Below are 17,546 nucleotides of genomic sequence, written 5' to 3' on the forward strand. Positions count from 1 at the left end.
TTTTTTTGTCTTTCTGTAAGAATTTCATTTTTTGAAGTCTTGATTTGCTCTAATCTTTCTAATATTTCTTTACTAAAATTTTCTTTTTCCATTTGTTTCCCTCCTGAAGTCTTATATTTTTTTCTACCTAAATTATACACTATTTCGCAAAATTCTCCTATTTTTTCTAAATATAACTTTTGTTTTGCTTCATACACTCAACTGCCAAGGCTAAACTAATAACTAAGTCGTCATGATTATTAGTGCCTTTGGTATTACCCATCTTGCCGTTCTTCTCTACATATATATTGAGTTCGTTCAATGTTTCCGTATCATTTACAAGTATCAAACCTTCCTCAAAATATTCTTTAAGATTGGAAATTAATTTCGCTTTTGTTCCTTCAGTTGAAGTCCAACCATATGTAAACTTTGATTTTCCTGTGATTTTATCAAATCTTTTAGTCTTCAGTACCTGTAAATATCCCATCTCTTTGCGTAACCTATGTACAAGGTCAGCACCTGTTCCACCGTTAGTATTAACCTCAACTAAATACATCATATAGTTAAAGTAATGCCCTAATTCATAGCAAATTTTAGCAAACTTATAGATAGGAATATCGTTCCTATTAAATACTGCAACTTGCTCCCCACTAGAGTCCAAAATATTAATAGCTTGACTATCTCTATTCCCTCCAAGTCCCATTGCAGTGTCACAACCTGCAAAATATACTTCGTTTGCTTTAATTTCTTTGTAAATATAAAAGCCTTTACCGTAATATCTTTTCAGAATATCGGGTAAAGGCTTCATGTTATTAACTTCTTTATAGCTTAGGTGTTTTAAATTGTTTGAATTGATATGATTAAGTCTCTCTAATATTATAGTTTGGTCAAATACATTGTCTGCTGAATTACCTGCAAATGCTTCCTCGGGAATTGCACAATGCTCATTTTGAAACTTAATTAAGGACATGTCTAATAGCTTCCATCTTCTCCACATCAACTGTTTTAATATTGCTCCCTTTTTATATAAATCTAATTCATATTTATCCAAATCACTCTCATGTAATCGCTCACCATGATTTTCAGATTTGTACCACTGCTCTGCTTCCTCATACTCTTCCTTATACAGTTCTTTGTTTTGATACCAAGGAAAGAATACTAGCTTATATTTACTTCTTCCCTTCAGTGCGTTCATGCTTAACTTATAGAAATAATCTGTTGTACCATGCTTTGCAGTGCTTTCTATAATAATTCTACTATCCTTATTTTTACTTAGTGCAGGTTCTAAAGCAGTAAGTCCATTCTCCTGCGTTTCAGAGTCCCAAATTCCATACTCTGTAAATAATATTACTTGTGCAGTTGTACCCCTCAAAATGTCCTTATTTCCTGCAATTTTACCGACTATTGAAGAACCGTTCTCAAGCTTCAGTAATTTATCATTATCCCTAGTAACCTTTAGCCTATACTTATCGGGGATAGAATAGAATTGACGCTTTAATTTCTCCATAACTAAATTAAGTGCAGTGTCTTCGTAACTGCACACTACACATGTTATATTATCTATATTGCATATATTCCAAAGTATGTAATTCAATGAGAACTCTGAAATGCCTAATTGCCTTGATTTTAAGCAACATATATACTTATTTTCCTTCAATGCTTCTAACATCTCATTTTGTTCATTGTTAAAGCTGAAAGGTACTAATTCATTATCAACATTGAGAATTTTAGTCATATTCTTAGCCCATAACCTGCAATCCTTTTTTATCTTCTGTAGCTTCTGCTCCTTTGTCATTCGTGCCATAAATTCACCTCTAATTTAAATCAAATTCTATATCTTCCTCCTGCTCCTGTTTTGGTGCTTGTACCTGTTTTTTCTTAGGAGTTGCGTCCAATTCCTTTTTTATTAGTAATAATGTCTTAACTGCCTTTTCATCACCTTTTAAAGCTTTTTCTACTACAACATCATATATTCTATTAATGTCTGAATTAATTCTTGATTGAAGCAATTCATTCTGTAATCTTTGATACTGCTCTGATGTTTCCCACATTTCTAAATTTTTAAATTTAATCTTGCTGCTATCACAATATTTATTAATAAACTCTTCTTGAGAATACTGTGTAAAATCTGTTCTACTGTTAGAAAGACCATTCTTCCAAAGGAAGTAATAATACCTCATTTGCTTTTTTCCCAACTCTCTCCAAATCCTTGAATATACATTTTCTACTCTCATTCTTTATCCTCCTCATTAGTATTCAGCCCCTTTTAAAACACCGTTTTTAAAAGGGCTAAGGTTATTTGTCTACTCTATTTCATATGTATCTATTTATTTACACCCCATTCTTGGGTATTTTTATACCTGGTATTCTGAAAACTAAAATAAAATCGGGTATTTTTATACCTCATATGCTCCACACTGCTTAACCAAGCCATTTATCCAAATATCTCTTTAACACTCATTTTCTTTTCAATAATTAATTTCATTACACTTTTTTCTTCATTAGCTTCAGTATCTGTTTTAATCAAATTACCATCTTCATTAATTTTGCCTTCTGATAATTCTTCATCAAATGCAATATCAGCATAATTTCCTTTTTCCCTGTCCTCATATACTTTCCATCTTGCTTCATTAGGATTAGTTATTACTATAGACTCATCATTTACCCTTTTATGTTCTTCAGCCGTATCCTCAATATATTTTCTAACTTCATTCATCTTTTCACGTTGCTCTTTAAGCTTTCTTAATTTATTTTCTTCTCTTTTACTTAACTTCTCTTCACTTTCTAAAGAATTAATCAAGCAAGTTAGTTTTCTTTTCTCATTTGCAGTTGCTTGAATTTCTTTTCCTACAAAAACAACGCCTTTTTCCATCTCTTTTTTTCTTAAATATTTTATACTTTCTTTTAAAGCTTCTTCACAACCTGCTCTACATAGAACATAGTTGTTAGAGGATTTTTTATATTCTCCATTTGGATATAACCTATCCCCTGCGTTCTCATATCTGATTAAATCAATCTCCTGTAATATATCTATGTATTTTTCTATTGTCTTTTCATTCAATCCTGTATCCCTTGATAATACTTTGATTGAAGGAAAACAACCATGTGCATTAACTACACTATCACCGTTGTATATTCGACTTTTTATACTAGCAAATAGTGTTAATAGTTTGCAGTTATCTTCATTTCTAACGCTCATTATTCTTTCAAATTCAAAATCTTTAATTTCAACAAAAGCATAGCTTTCATCATTCATTTTTAAAAACTCATGCTTTTTAATCAAAATGGTATCTTTCCTTTTGAATTTACTAATGTCTTCATCAAATTCAAAAATGCCTTCATCAATCATTTTTGACAATGTTTCTTTTATTGGGTTTACTGCTTCCACTTTTCTTCTTTTAGCTTCCTTGTAACCTAATTCTTGCATTATCATATCAATGGTAATCATTATATAACCCCTAATGTTCATATTCTTAGTGAGAATGTGAGTAATTGCTGTTACTTTATCACTACATGTATTACTATATGTATTTGCATAAGTATCACCTATATCATGTCTAACATACCTGTTAGGTATCTTTGTAAAATAATCTGCTTGTACTTCATCATAATTCATTTCATTAATTCTTTTGTTCATATAATTTAATCTCCTCAAATAATTTATTTTTTAACTGCTTATTGTTTGTTACTGCTCCAAGCGTTTTCAGCTTTAAATAATTTGTTGTTTTTAAGAAACATATAATACTTATTTCCTGTTTTCTCATGTCTCCCTATTGCTATAAGATTGCAACCCTGCTTTAAATACTCTCCTGCCTGTTGCTGATTGTATATATACCTATATTTACTTTGTTTGTTAGTCATGATATTGTTTGCCCTCCTGCTTTAACTATTTATCAAATGCTTTTATAAATTCATTGTATTTTCTTATCTTCTCTTCAGATATTTCACAAAGCCCACGTTCCCATTGGCTTAATAATGAAGCCGTACACCCTACATATTCACTTATCTCTGAAAGTGTAACTTTGTTTTTCCTTCTCCATAGTGTGTAACTTTCACGCTCATTAAGCTTTATATCAATCATGTTGCTCTTCTCCTTTTCATTGAAATTTTTAAATCAAAAAATAAAAAAATGAGGGAATTAAATCCCCCACTATCTCTCAATTATCCTTGTGTTTCTTCTAATGTAAATTGAACTGCAAAATCAGGGTGAAGCACCTTCAAAGTGTTCTCCATGCAAATAAATCCTTTCCTGCTATCTCCTGTCTTTGCAAGGTCTTCATACATTAAAGGTCTTAATTCAGCCATCTTTAAGTAATCTAAGTTTACTAATGCCATGGTATTAACAGGTAAACTATCACATAGGTATACTATTGCACTTGCATATGTCATATTAATCTTTAACACAGGGCAACCAAATTCATTTGTGACCCCTATGTAACGTATCTTGTCGTCATATAAATCTTGAATTAAATCCATGGTATTATAATCACATAGTAATATTAAGTTTTGACTTGCAGTACCTGCCTTTTGCATCTTCTTTGCTATTTCATTCAAATCTGATTTTGTTATTGTTTGTCCACTTAATTTATTTTCGTCCTTGATGAACTCAAGTAATCCCTTCATCTCTCTAGCCTTATCAGCCGTTTCCTCTTGATACTTTCCGTTAATTAGATAGTATTCTAAATCTCTTTTAGCTTCTAACATTCTATTCTGCAACTCATGAGTGAACAGGTCAGATATATTATTAAGTTGTATTGCTCCTGCCGTTCCACTAACTGAAACTGCTTTTCTGATTATCTGACAAATATTCTTGTCACCTGTACTTCTATCAGATGTTTGGAAGTCTGTAATATCTGCTCCTTCTTTTGAAGTACCCCTTGAACTGTCTAATGTTTCATACTGCCATGATGTTATAATATCTCCACACTTGTCCGTTCCTTTTCTTAGTAGCAATGAGGTAAATGGTAAGTTCACATTGTCTAACATTACTAACTCTTTGCTTAAATCTATTCTGTTATCATTTAAATTATTTGTTTTTATCATAAAAAACTCGCTCCTTTTTCTTCTTTTGATTTATTATTTTTTATCCAAAAATCTTACTTAATTTTGACTTTAACATTCCTTCAACATTCCCATCTTTTTCAGCTACAGAATAACTGTCAGCCCCACCTTTATGTCCTTCAGGTTTGTAACTATTATCAATAATATTTTCCTTTTGAATTTCCTTCAATTTATTAATTTTAACTGTAGCTAAATCAATATTTTCTGATTGAACTAAGTCAAATAAATCTTCACTTAATCCTGCCTTTGCCATCTCTAATTTAATAGAATTGTTAAGATTATCTTTCTTTAGGTTATCCAACTCTTTAGCCTGTTCATGTGCCGTTGCTAAATCTGCCGTTAGTGTTGTAACTTGTGCATTAACACCGTTTAAAATTTCTTGTACTTCTTCTTTTGTATACTGCTCTTTTGTTAAATCCATCTCTATGAACTCCCCTTTCTTTTTCTTCTTATTTATATCAACTCATCAATCATTTTAGATAAAGTTTCTTGTTGCTCTTTAATACTCTTTAAAATTGTCTTAACCATTTTTACCCTTCTCCTTTTTACATATTTTTATGTTATGTTTAACTTTAATGTTTTAACCAATTTCACAAATTAGTTTAAGTTATAGTATGAAAACATAGTATGATGTATTAGTTTGTTTAATTATATTTTATACTATTTAAAATATTAATACTTCATACTGCAACTTAATATTATTATTTAATATAATTAATTTAACTACATTATTGTATTTATTCATAATATCAATTTTTATACCTGATTATATACTACTTTCCACTATCATATGATAGTATTGTAATTTTAGCAAACAAAAAGAAAGGCTATTCTAAGCCCTTCTATTTTGCAGGTCTTTGACCTTTGCTACAGTTAGTTTTTTCTTAATTTGGAGGAAGTGAGACTTGAACTCACATCAAAACTAACAAAAATTACTCATTAATTTGGCTTTAATGAAAAATTATTTTCATTAAAGTAAAGAATTAAATTTATAATATTTCACCCTATTACATTTAAAAATTTAAATTAATTGTAAATAAAAAAAGCCCCAAAGCCTTTAGGCTCTAGGACTCTTTCTCTTTATATGTATAGGGTAAAAATATTCATCATTAAGAAATAAGGCGACACTATATGCCCCTTACATTATAATAGTATAGTTTTAAAACCCATTTTTGTGTACATTTTTTGGCACAAAACTATCTCTCATTATAATAGTATACTTTTAAAAGTTACTTTTCTATACTTTTTTTGACGTAAACTATCTCTCATTATAATAGTATAAAATAAAATGCGTGTTTTGTGGACATTTTTTGTCGGGTGTTCAAATTAATCCTTTTAAACCTATCTACACTCATTATAATAGTATAAAAAAAAGTACATGTTTTGTGGACATTTTTTTGCCCTTACTCCTCTTACATTATAATAGTATAAAATTTTTTATGTGTTTTGTAGACTTTTTTTGACCAAAACTTAAAAACCTTACCACTCATTATAATAGTATACTTTTCAAACCCACTTTTGTGTACATTTTTTTTCATTTGATTTAAATTAATTGTATTTACTTATGTATTTAGCCACATCTATCTTAAAGCCCATATAAGCCATTCTAAGCCACTTTGCTGTTTAGTAATGCAATTACCCTCCCACAACTCATTTTGTGCGTTATACGTCCATCTGAAGCCGTATATTCTTCTCTGTATTCAATTTAAATCTTGATTTCATATCATAAACATAAAACGTACACTAATTGTAGCAAAAGTCGACTTTATTTTTAAAGTGTTGTCTATAGACAGCAGTAAAGATTTTTTCAATATGTTCAAGGTATTGCTGTCAACTGATTAGAGTATTAAAAAACGCAAAAAATAAATTTAAAAATCGACCTTTTATTTTTATACTGTATAATAGTATTATATAATTAAAACTCATACAAAAAAGGTGTCTTTTGTCACCACTGAAAAATTTTTTATGGCTTGGATACAAGGTTTCAATTGGTTGAGTCACGAAAAATTGTAAAAAAATTCGAGTTTTAGTATTTTTGATATTATAATAAAGATATAGTCACTGATTGGAAGGGGGAGAGTTAAGAACGTGTTATCATTACTAAGTATTTCTGTCACTTTAATTAGCATTTTGATTGGAATACGTGAAGTCAAAAGCAAAAAAGTAAAAGATGAGTCTATTGGGGTAGACACATCTAAAGGTGATGGATTATTTTTTCAAATAGTCAAAACTGACAAGCTATTTAAACTGACTTTTAAAAAATAATCTATACAATGCAACATATTTTAACTGGAATAGTTTTCCTAGGACTGTTCCAGTTTTTCACTGTAAATATCGATATATACGCCATTTTGTAGTATATATTTTAATAATATCACTTAGTTTTATTCTTTACAATAGTAAACAAATTTTACTTTACATTAATAAATAAGCTATGCTTTTTTACTTGCATAGCCTTAAATTGCTCTAAAATAGCTTGTATTGAGTTTTTATTACTAAGGGTAGTAACTACCTGTCTCAAATCTTTTATGCGTATTATAAGCCATTTTTACGCATTTCGTGATATAGTTGATTGAGTTGTGCCTGTATTCCTTGCTATAACTTTTTGAGTTAATCTTTCTTTCACTTCACCCTTAATCATTTCTTTCCGTTCTTCTGCTGATAATGTATTAAAATTTTTATATTTTCCCAATGCAACATTTTCTTTAAAGTTGGACTTTTTATAGTCAAATGTTTGTACTTCATCTTCACCTTTAATTCTCATATTAAGCTTTTGTATATCTCCACCTTGTAATTCTAACTCCACATTTTCTTTTAATAATTGCTCAATCGTTAAATTCTTGAAATTATTAATAAAATCACTATCTATTTCTATAGAATTTTTTTCAATTATCTCCAACTCAAATCCTGTTGGTTGATTTGGTTCTTCTGATGCAAAATTAACAACTTTTAATAAGTTTCTTCCCATAGTAAACCCTCCAATAACTTTAATGCTCTTCTTCACTAATATCTCTTGAAACACATCTATAAAGAAACCGTCAAGGAGGCTGAAAAATTCCACCATGAATATACTTTGTATATTCCCATACAAGAACAACGTTTCATGTCACCCCTAAAGTTCCTTTTTCAACCTCTGTACCTGACGTATTGAAATCCCCATTATTTCAGCTATCTCAGCATTTTTATATTCTTTCTCTATTAACTCTTTTATTTGTTTCATTTTCTCCTGTTTCTCCTTCTCTCTCTTAGTTAATCCATTTGAGTTCCTTCTCTTAGCTTTATTTGCTTCTTTAGTTCTTTCGTTATTCCTTCTGCCCTTCTCTGCCTTGCTTATAGTAACTTTTAATTCTCTTTCTTCTTCTTCTGTAATATCTAACAAAGCAATAAGCGTGTCATTTTTATATTTATATGTCCTCTGCTCTACTACTCTAGTTTTACTTTCTATCCTATTAGACTTCAAGGGTCTTTCAAACTTGCTATTGAAATCTAACATTCTTTCTTCTGCTATCTCTGCATTTGCTTCAACTTGAATTACAAAATTTCTATATAGATAACACATAACTTCCCTATGTCCATAACATTTGTAACTTCTCAATTCTTGCAACTTTTCTAGGTCTTCTACTCTTGCTTTTAATAGCGTATATTCATTGTGAAGTCTTGTAACTCTAGCTTTCTTATTACTATCTTTATTTTTCTTTTTATTTTTCCAATCCTCATACCAACTCGGAAGAGATGGCAGCCATTCTTGTAATTCTCTTAACTCATAGCTTATATTTTTATATGTTTTTATACTTACTTCTCCCATATTCTTAGAATTTTGGGTATGTATAAATCTTGTTAATGTCGTCAAATTAACGCTTCTATCTGCCTTAAATTCCTTTAATTGACTTGTTATATGCTTCTGTACTCTCTTTGCCAATGTTTTAGCTTTATGTGTAGCATTAACACTATATTTAAGCTTATAAATTACATGAACATTATTCCCTGTAAAAACCGTAGCCGAAGGTGTAGGAATAGTTTGAGCAAACACTTCATACTCTAACATCTCAACAAATTTGGAAGGGCTTAAATGCTTATAAAGTGACTTCTTATAATCAATATCAATGAGAACATTGACCAACTGCTTTATATTATCCTCTGTCGCTTCTTTTCTAGTTTGATATGTATTTACACTATAGTACAAATCAATGGGTTCAATCGCTCCACTATTGAGTATCTTCTTCAATTTAATAACATTCAATAAGTCTTTAACCCTGTAATTCTTATAAGTATTAACCTCATTACCGTAGTTATTTTGATTGTTTAATATTCTTATGTACCCGTCCTTATTACAATCATCTAGCATAAATTTTAATGCTTCTATAATGTCTTTTATTTCTCTATCATCAAATTGTTTAATTTGTAATTCTGACTTTACTGCTAACATGTAAAAAGCCCTCCAATATGCATAAAGCAATTGCAGGGACTAAATCCTATATATTACATTTTAAATTACACACTAATAATATTGACTTCTAAGTATATTTATAATATCATTAGTGTATAATTTAAGTGAATATAAGGATTTAGTCCTTTGGGTAAATAAGAGTTCAAACTTTGGTCGGGGAGAACTCTTATTTCTTTTTTTGCTTTATAATAAATTCTCTGTTATTTTCATAAATTTTCTTTCAATTTTATTCTATTGTATTATTAATTCCTATGAAAATCAATGTTTTTATTTGCCATAATATTTCAGTATAGCCATTGATTTCACACACTTTATTTAAATTAATTGTAAGAAAAATATAAAGCCCTGCTAATGCAAGGCTTTATACTGCACATTCTCTTTCATTAATGCTTTTTTTTTCTATTTTTATCTGTAAGTCCATACCATCAAGGTATCTTAAAAAATTTCTTAATGTCGGAGAATTTCCTACCTTCTCTATCCTAGAAACCATTTGTTGGGACATACCTGCTTCCTCTGCTACTTCAGTTTGAGATTTTCCCATTTCTTTTCTCATTTTGATTGCTTGTTTTATAAGTTCAAATTCTTCTTCTACTTGCAAATAAGCTTTTTTAAACTCCTCACTTTTTTCAATACGCTTTTCCACTTCTTCTTTAATACTTACTTTTTTAAAAGGCATATTTTCCACTCCCAAAAATTTTTCACCCTAAAATCTTTTAAACTGTAATTTTTTTCCACTCTAAAAATTTTTCACCCTAAAATCTTTTAAACTGTATTTTTTTCCATTCCAAATTTTTTTTCAAAATCCTTAAACAAATTTTTTTTCCAATTCTCTTCCTAATTCTTTTGCTCTCTTTATTGCTTTATTAATTTCAAATTGTTCTGCTTTACCTTTTTGTTTCTTACAAACATGAAGAATATACATATCGTCAGCGTCTGCAACTACATACATAAATCTGTCTTTATAGTTAAATTTTATCTCCCATAACTTTTTCCTAAGTTGCCTAGTATTTAACTCTTCTAATGCTATTACTCCCTCGTCTTCTAAAAGTTCTAAAATTTTAAATCCTTCTGAAGCTTCTTTTGGTGGTAGCTTATCAAGATATTCTGTTATTAAATCCTTACCACCGTTTGTTTCGTAATGAAATACATTCATAGTCTTCCCCTTTTTAATCTTTGTATACATCAAATTTGTTGTAAATCTTACTATAAGTATACAACAAATCTGTTGTATACTCAACAAAAATTTAAACTATTTCTAAATATATAAAAAAAGCAGGAAATCCCTGCTCTTAGATTATTCTTCTGTTATTTCAAAACTATTCAAACAAAACTCAATCATCTCATTTACTACTTCATTTCTACTTTTCTTTGTTTGCTTACTTAATTTATCTAGATTTTTTAACGTGTCAGGATGCACATATACGTTAAATGCCTTCTTTCCTGTCTTTTCATCTTGTTTTTTTGCTATTTTGAAAGCAGGTTGATTATTTGTAACCTCATTATTAGTTTTAATGTTTTCACCTGCTTTTGCATCTTCCTTCTTAGCATTGATATTACCTTTAATATTTTCTTTTAAATTGTTTTTTGTATTATTAGCCAATGTTATATCCTCCCTTTATATATGTATTAATTGTTAGTATGTTCTTATAATGTTTGACATGATATTATCATATCATTTGTCAATACGCTCTAACATTTCATAATATAAGTCTTTATAAGGCTTAGAGTGCTTTTTACTGTACTCTTGAATAGTCTTATGCATAGCAGTAGCTTCTTTATATTTCACACTATCATATATAATTGTATCAAATACTTTTTCATTTAATTCTTCATCAACTACTTCTATAAATTGCTTACTAAATAAAGTTCTTTTCTCAAACCTATTTCTCAATATTCCTAATAGTTTTAATCCTTCTATTAATTCATTCTCTTCCAACTCATTTATAACTCTACTAACCATATTTAGCCCTTGTAAAGCTGACGGACTATTATCAATAATCTCTATGTAGTAATCACTCATCACAAGAGAGTTTTGAACCATAATTCCCAAGAATGGCGAATTATCAATTATTATAAAATCAAAATCATTTTCAAACTTCTCATATTTTTCTTTTAAAATGCTCTCCCTATTCCTTTTCTTATATAACTGACTTTCCAATATCGCACTTTCAATTGTATTAGGAACTACATAAATATACTCATTATACTGTACAATACAATCGTCAAATATAACCCTATTATTATCATATAAATCATACATTGTGTATGTGTTATTTACGTCTAAAATTTGTGTCAAACTACTTTGACTATCATTATCTATCAAAAGGACTTTGTGCTTTTGTTTTGCTATTTGTCCTGCTAAGTTAATAGCACTCATTGTCTTTCCTACGCCACCTTTGACGTTGATACAACTTATTATATGAGCCACATATTCAACCCCCTTTTGTTATCTTAATATCATACTAAACCTTATTTGTTAATACCATTGTATAATATTTCAACTTCATTGTCAATTGTAACACAGTATTAATTCATAGTATAATTAATTAACATCATCTCATAGTATAATAAACTAGTATGATGTATTTATTTCAAATTCATTTAATCATACTAGTTTATACTATCACATTATAACATTAATTGTTTTTTATAATTAACCAACAACTTTAATCTCTTGTATACATTTGTTATTATTATCACTTGTATCAACTGCAATTAATTGTATTGTACCATAAATCATATCTTCATTTGCAATTAGCTTACATTCTGTATCACTAATTACTTCTAATTTAGCAATTCTTTCATCACAGCCATTGTAATCAATAGTGAAGTCAAATTGTGCAATCTGCTCAACATCATTCTTTAACAATTTAGCTTCATAGATGTTTTCATCATACTCATAAAGCTTACTATCACCCTTTATAATAACTTCTATTTGTTGCTCTGTTGTATGTGTATCCCCTGTATCATTACTTTCCTGTTCTTCATGCTTCCATTTGTCAGCAATTTCATTCTCTAAGTCATCATTGTGAGTAACTAAATCCTTTTCAGCATAAACATATAAAAGCCCTTTATCCTCTTTGGTACATGATACAACTTTCCAAACATAACCCATTGTAATAAATCTTAAATCCTCTTTAATCCTTGCAGTGTCCTCATTATCCTGCATTGTAACCTTTAAAAAACCTTTTGGAAGTGTCATAACCTTTCCGTCCTCCACCCCTTGCATCCCTACCCCTACTATTGCAGGAACTTCAACAATATCACCTTTGAAATTGAATTTGATTACAAAAGGACATTTACGCATTTTAGATTTATTGTAATGGTCATACCTTTTATCATTAATGTCATTGACAATCAACCACTTGAAACTATTGTATTCAACTAAATCACCTGTTCTCAACTCTGCCTTTGTCATTATGCTTTTTGTATCGTGTTTATTGCTATTGTTCAAGCTGATATTTTGAATTATAGCCGTAACCTTATCACTATTTATTTTAACTTCTCTTCCTACCTGCTCCATTATAAAATCAAAGTCATTGTTTACCGTATACTTAAATAAATTCATCTTTTGCACCTTCCTTTTCTACTATTCAAACATATAAAACCAAAATAAAAAGACCTGTAAGTAAATACCTACAAGCCATAAAAAATATTATTATAAATTTTTAGTTATGTGAGAACAGGCTGTAACACTATTATTCCTTTAATCTCATTTTTAATTTCTTCACTTGCTAACTCCATAAATTGCCTATACATTTTATGATTAACTAAAATTACATAAGTATTTTTTAATTCAAATTCAAAATCACCTTTTACACGCCATTCTCTCTCATGTGTCCAGTCAATAATATTTTCCTTATCACTTAAATCAAAAGAAACTATTCTCCACCATTCTTCCTTATCTATAAATTTCTTAGCAATATTAGAATTTTCATATATAACAGGACGTCCACCTCTCATGTATACATATCTTTTATCAAATGCTAAGCCCATTAGTTTATATCTAACTTTTCCCCCTAATTCTTTTCTATTTTCCTGTTCATGTAATGTATTCTGTCCCAAACTATACATAGGTACGTCCTGAAAACATGTTGCTCTATTCTCTCCACATATAAAACCTTTATTATTACTTCCTATAATTTTTCTTTCTTCCAATATTTTGATTAAGTTTTGTATCGATTTTCTTCCATCTTGTTCCCTAGTTAAATGGGTTACATAAGCACTCATATCCGTTCTATTTCTAACTCTTTCCACCCATTTTTTTAAAGTATATCCCATATAGTAATCCCCTCTCATTATTACTTATTTATCCACTAATACTAATTATAACAAATTACTCTGAAAACATATAGATAAATGAAGCACCATCATTATAAACATTGTCATCATCTGCTATCATTCTAATTTTACGCTCTAATGCTGCTATTCTATTTTGTAAGTTCTCCGAGAACTGTGAGATTGTAATATCATCTGTTTTATAACTTTTCATTAATTGAGGATTGTTCGCTATATCCTCCAATATTCCTAAAGCAGTTTTATATATTTGCTTCTTATTTGTGCTTGATGAAGCTTCATAAGCTTCTGAAGCTTTTAAATCATTCTCTAGTAAATATATATTAAGCTTCTCATCATTCAAGTTAATCCCTTCAACTGCCATTTTTAAACGCTCTAAGTTTGTCATTTGTATTGCTCCTTTCTTTATAAAAAATAAAAAAGACTACTAAATAATTAGTAACCTTTTCTTCAATTCAATTATTTCTTTTTCAAGTTCTGAAATTTTTTTATCTTTTTCAAGTACAACACCTTGTGTATCTTCCTTACCTTCTGCAATGTCCTGTAAATGTCTTTGCCTTCTTATTGCTTCTTCTTGTGCTTCTTTTCTTCTTCTTGTTTCATCTTCATAATAGTTACTAAAATCTTTCATAAAACCTCTCCTTTTGTATTGTTTTATAACATAAAAAGGACTATCACATTTGATAATCCTACAGAAAAAAATCTTCCAAACTTTCATCAAGTTCTTCCTGCTCTATTCCTATGTATTTAGCCGTTACACTCGGTGCTGAATGGTTAAATATTTTCATTAACTTTGTTAAATCATTTGTCTTTTGGTAATAAAAGTATCCGAAAGTTTTTCTAATACTATGAGTTCCAAAATTTTCTATACCTAAACGGTCAGCACTTGCTTTTAATATTCTGTATGCCTGGACTCTAGAAATATTCTTTTTAATTCCTTCACTGTTTTTCTGACGGCTCTGGAATAAATAATCATTGTCTTTTAACTCTGCTTCTTTTACATATTTTTTAATTTCTTTTTGTAGCTGACTATTGATAAGAAAATCTTTTGTTTTACCTGTTTTCTGCTCCTTAATCCTTAAATGCTTCTTATCTAATAAATCCATTACTTTTAATGTAATAACATCTGAAATTCTAAGCCCTAAATTTAATTGCAGTACCATCATCATGTAACCCTTCATTCCATTATGCTCAAGTAAGTCCTCTTTCATTGCCTTAATCATCTTCTTTGATTTGATTGGGTATACTTTATTCATAATCACACTTCCTTTTAATCTTATGTATTCATATATTTAATATGTTACACTCATTATAGCATCATTAGTGTTACGTGTAAACCAATATGTTACACTAATTTTATCAGGGAAGCCGTTTTTCGAAAATTTTTTACGGACAAAATTTTGAGTTTACTAAAGCTAAAAATAAGAAAACAGGGGTATTGGAATTGGTAATTGAATTACCATTTTAAACCCCTGTTTTTGTTCATTTTATGTAATTTCTTGTAAAAAAACACTTCAAAATCACTCAAAAATCATTGGAAATGAGTTATTTTCAATCCAACACCCTCAAACCCTAGTAAATAAGCCATTCTCAGTGTAACAAAAATACATTGTGTTACACTAAATCACTTTTACTTGCTGTAATTTATTTACTTTTATGTAAATTGACTTACTTCCTTATTTTTACATTAATTATAATGTTTTCTATTATTTTATGGTTGACTCTTGAAATATTTTAATATCATTATATCATGTTTATTAATCATAATTAATGGCAAATATTTGTATTTATGCACATGTTTTTCATTGATAAACACATCACACCAAAACTATTATATAATCAACCTTTTAACTTTACCTCATAACCTCATTATATAATAGTATTGTACATTCTAAATACTCATTCAATACATGATACCACTTTATAATAATACTATAAATAATACTATAAATCATATACATTTAATACCACTTTATAACCCTACATCGTAAACTAGTAAATCATAATAATATAATGAATAATATTATTATACTGCCTTTTGCTCTCCTTGTATTCTTTCTTTCTCTCCTTCAACGTCATATATATAAGGCGTTTGGCTCAATAGAGAGTCTAATGAAATAGCGTTCATTTCTCTCAATTCCTTTAAATTCTCAATGATTTCTTTCTCATTCTGTGGTACATTCATCTCAAAGTTACAATCAATATTACCACTAACCGTAACACCCTTTAACTGCATTAATCTCTTCATCTTTTCCCATCTATTGTTGAAGCCTTCCTTCATGTACTTACTGTTAATACTCCCTTTAATCTGTGCTAAGCTAAATAATAACTTTATACTTACTTCTGATAAATTAGATATGTCAGTATTATTTAAACTAACAGCAGGTGTCATACTAACATCAAGCAATGATTGCTTTAACATTCCATATAGTTCTTTTAAAGATTGATAGTCCATCTTATTTGTTACTAAATCAAATGAACTACCATCATCTAACTGAAGCACATGCCCAACTGTAGCTGGATTTACTGCACCTTCACCATTCTTCCCAATATTCAATTTAGTTCCTGTAACTGTAGGAATAGGATTAAGGAATTTATAAAAAGAGTCCATATATTTGCTTATGAGGTCTTCCATATTATCCAATATATCTATATAGTCCTCAATGTCGCTCCTGCCTTGTGTTGAGTCTTCTTCATTATCGGTCTTATACATGATAGGTAATCCACTCAAATTAATATATTCCCCTGTCTTCCTTAATCCATCTCCTCCATAGTTATCATATGTAGCAACCATATTTGGAGTAAATACTTTATAGTAGCTTATCCCACTTGTAGCAATTGTGTAATGCTCTATAAAAGCAATATAGTCACCCGAGTCAGAAAACACTGGGTAACTATCTTCAACATTGATTAATTTGCTTCTTATCTGCTTGTTATCATCTAAATATATGTACTCAAAGACTTGACCATACTTTACCAACTTATCAAGTATCTTAAAATCTAAATCATTGTATTTACTCTTAGAATACATGTCTTTAAAGGTCTTCAATGTATCCTTATCAGTTGCAGTAAGCGTCACAGGTCTATTAAGTAAAAAACTTGTTTCAAATGATAAAATAGGCTTTACATACTGCAAAACTATCTTTCTAGTCTTAAAGGTTCTTCCATTATAAGTCTCGTCGGGTCTGCTCTTAATTGCATGTTTACCATTTAAATATGCTTTAATATTAAATATATTATCAATCCTTTTTCTATGATTATACTTCTCTACTTCATCAACAAACCACTCTGAAGCACTGTCATAGTATACTCTTATGTATTCTTGTAAATTCATCTCTTTAACCTCCTATTTTTAGATAAATAAAAAAGAGCCTTTTGGCTCTTTCTCTTCTTTAAATTTCATTTTTATATTCTTCTATCATTTCATTTACAGTTTCTATTTGATTTTGTAATACTTTAAATTCCTCTTCTATTTCAGCCTTTTTATTTACATATTCGCTATAAGAAACTCTATACTCATTTTCGCATTTTTCCTTCAACTCTATATCTGTTGTATAATTAAATTTAGAAGCCAATCTTCCAAAATACATAGCTGATGCATATTTTGCCCCTACTTCTTTTTTTAATTCTTCTAATTTTTTTTGTCTTTCTGTAAGAATTTCATTTTTTGAAGTCTTGATTTGCTCTAATCTTTCTAATATTTCTTTACTAAAATTTTCTTTTTCCATTTGTTTCCCTCCTGAAGTCTTATATTTTTTTCTAC

General features: G+C 29.1%; 20 protein-coding genes. All 20 read right to left on the minus strand.

The window, feature by feature from the left end:
- Positions 1–166 precede the first annotated feature (166 nt).
- Entirely contained in the window at positions 167–1,783 is a 1,617-nt protein-coding gene (locus OXH55_RS19445) for a terminase large subunit (RefSeq protein WP_268051819.1), read from the minus strand.
- A gap of 10 nt (positions 1,784–1,793) precedes the next feature.
- Positions 1,794–2,213, minus strand: coding sequence for a hypothetical protein (locus OXH55_RS19450; protein WP_268051820.1), 420 nt, complete (start codon positions 2,211–2,213; stop codon positions 1,794–1,796).
- Positions 2,214–2,413: 200 nt separating this feature from the next.
- Complete coding sequence (locus tag OXH55_RS19455; protein WP_268051821.1) at positions 2,414–3,616, minus strand: helix-turn-helix domain-containing protein; 1,203 nt, start codon at positions 3,614–3,616, stop codon at positions 2,414–2,416.
- Between the two features lie 38 nt (positions 3,617–3,654).
- Entirely contained in the window at positions 3,655–3,840 is a 186-nt protein-coding gene (locus OXH55_RS19460; RefSeq protein ID WP_268051822.1) for a hypothetical protein, read from the minus strand.
- A 25-nt stretch (positions 3,841–3,865) separates the two neighbouring features.
- Positions 3,866–4,060 (minus strand): helix-turn-helix domain-containing protein, encoded by a 195-nt coding sequence (locus OXH55_RS19465; RefSeq protein WP_268051823.1) that lies wholly within the window; start codon positions 4,058–4,060, stop codon positions 3,866–3,868.
- 80 nt (positions 4,061–4,140) lie between these two features.
- Positions 4,141–5,022 (minus strand): SU10 major capsid protein, encoded by an 882-nt coding sequence (locus OXH55_RS19470; RefSeq protein ID WP_268051824.1) that lies wholly within the window; start codon positions 5,020–5,022, stop codon positions 4,141–4,143.
- A 40-nt stretch (positions 5,023–5,062) separates the two neighbouring features.
- A complete protein-coding gene (locus OXH55_RS19475) occupies positions 5,063–5,461 on the minus strand; it encodes a hypothetical protein (RefSeq protein WP_268051825.1) in 399 nt (132 codons plus the stop codon).
- 2,127 nt (positions 5,462–7,588) lie between these two features.
- A complete protein-coding gene (locus OXH55_RS19480) occupies positions 7,589–8,008 on the minus strand; it encodes a hypothetical protein (protein WP_268051826.1) in 420 nt (139 codons plus the stop codon).
- A 144-nt stretch (positions 8,009–8,152) separates the two neighbouring features.
- Positions 8,153–9,466 carry a helix-turn-helix transcriptional regulator gene (locus OXH55_RS19485; protein ID WP_268051827.1) on the minus strand — a complete coding sequence of 438 codons (1,314 nt, stop codon included), beginning with the start codon at positions 9,464–9,466 and terminating at the stop codon, positions 8,153–8,155.
- A 382-nt stretch (positions 9,467–9,848) separates the two neighbouring features.
- Entirely contained in the window at positions 9,849–10,163 is a 315-nt protein-coding gene (locus tag OXH55_RS19490) for a helix-turn-helix domain-containing protein (RefSeq protein WP_268051828.1), read from the minus strand.
- Positions 10,164–10,292: 129 nt separating this feature from the next.
- Complete coding sequence (locus tag OXH55_RS19495; RefSeq protein WP_268051829.1) at positions 10,293–10,640, minus strand: type II toxin-antitoxin system RelE/ParE family toxin; 348 nt, start codon at positions 10,638–10,640, stop codon at positions 10,293–10,295.
- 141 nt (positions 10,641–10,781) lie between these two features.
- Positions 10,782–11,087, minus strand: a complete 306-nt coding sequence (locus tag OXH55_RS19500; protein WP_268051830.1) for a CopG family transcriptional regulator — start codon at positions 11,085–11,087, stop codon at positions 10,782–10,784.
- A 72-nt stretch (positions 11,088–11,159) separates the two neighbouring features.
- On the minus strand, positions 11,160–11,915 hold the full coding sequence (locus tag OXH55_RS19505) for a ParA family protein (RefSeq protein WP_268051831.1): 756 nt from the start codon (positions 11,913–11,915) through the stop codon (positions 11,160–11,162).
- A gap of 225 nt (positions 11,916–12,140) precedes the next feature.
- The gene (locus OXH55_RS19510; protein WP_268051832.1) at positions 12,141–13,055 is read right to left on the minus strand and encodes a hypothetical protein; all 915 of its coding nucleotides are present in this window, start codon (positions 13,053–13,055) and stop codon (positions 12,141–12,143) included.
- A gap of 104 nt (positions 13,056–13,159) precedes the next feature.
- Positions 13,160–13,768: a DUF2971 domain-containing protein gene (locus OXH55_RS19515; RefSeq protein WP_268051833.1), complete on the minus strand. Its 609-nt coding sequence runs from the start codon at positions 13,766–13,768 to the stop codon at positions 13,160–13,162.
- Between the two features lie 55 nt (positions 13,769–13,823).
- On the minus strand, positions 13,824–14,171 hold the full coding sequence (locus OXH55_RS19520; protein ID WP_268051834.1) for a hypothetical protein: 348 nt from the start codon (positions 14,169–14,171) through the stop codon (positions 13,824–13,826).
- A gap of 39 nt (positions 14,172–14,210) precedes the next feature.
- Positions 14,211–14,414: a hypothetical protein gene (locus tag OXH55_RS19525; protein WP_268051835.1), complete on the minus strand. Its 204-nt coding sequence runs from the start codon at positions 14,412–14,414 to the stop codon at positions 14,211–14,213.
- A 58-nt stretch (positions 14,415–14,472) separates the two neighbouring features.
- Positions 14,473–15,039, minus strand: a complete 567-nt coding sequence (locus OXH55_RS19530) for a site-specific integrase (protein ID WP_268051836.1) — start codon at positions 15,037–15,039, stop codon at positions 14,473–14,475.
- A gap of 770 nt (positions 15,040–15,809) precedes the next feature.
- Positions 15,810–17,117, minus strand: coding sequence for a phage portal protein (locus OXH55_RS19535; protein ID WP_268051837.1), 1,308 nt, complete (start codon positions 17,115–17,117; stop codon positions 15,810–15,812).
- 58 nt (positions 17,118–17,175) lie between these two features.
- Positions 17,176–17,511 (minus strand): hypothetical protein, encoded by a 336-nt coding sequence (locus OXH55_RS19540; protein WP_268051838.1) that lies wholly within the window; start codon positions 17,509–17,511, stop codon positions 17,176–17,178.
- Positions 17,512–17,546: the final 35 nt, after the last annotated feature.

The sequence above is a fragment of the Clostridium ganghwense genome (assembly GCF_026735165.1).
GTDB classification, from domain to species: domain Bacteria; phylum Bacillota; class Clostridia; order Clostridiales; family Clostridiaceae; genus Clostridium_H; species Clostridium_H ganghwense.